Annotated in this window: 1 protein-coding gene; it reads left to right on the top strand. The window is 26.2% G+C overall.

All coding sequences use genetic code 11. From position 1 onward, the window contains the following. On the top strand, positions 1-328 hold a 328-nt coding region (locus CAMP5082_RS08325; RefSeq protein ID WP_337206443.1), incomplete at both ends, for a hypothetical protein.

Genomic DNA, 328 nt, shown 5'->3' with positions numbered 1-328 from the left:
CCTACAGAAGAAGATGTTGAGCTTATAAGACAAGCTGGGCATGTTATTTTAGGCTCAAATACTGATATTATACTTTATCTTATTGATAATGAAAAAACTTTTATAGGACATAAAACTTATTTTTTATTTGACAAGGAAAGATTTGATACACTTGAAGATTTTTTATTTTTTCTAAATACTCGTTTAGAAGAGGATTTTTTACAAAAAGATATTCATAAGTTTGATAGCTTTGATGTAGTTAGAATTGGAACATATGCTAATGTTCTAATTACCTATAATCGTGCATTTACTGATATATATTTAGACGAATTTCCTCAAGATATTTGTA

The organism is Campylobacter sp. LMG 17559 (genome assembly GCF_024723605.1).
Classification (GTDB): domain Bacteria; phylum Campylobacterota; class Campylobacteria; order Campylobacterales; family Campylobacteraceae; genus Campylobacter_D.
Note: the sequence above shows the minus strand (reverse complement) of the source record. Positions and strands in the feature narration are given on the sequence as shown.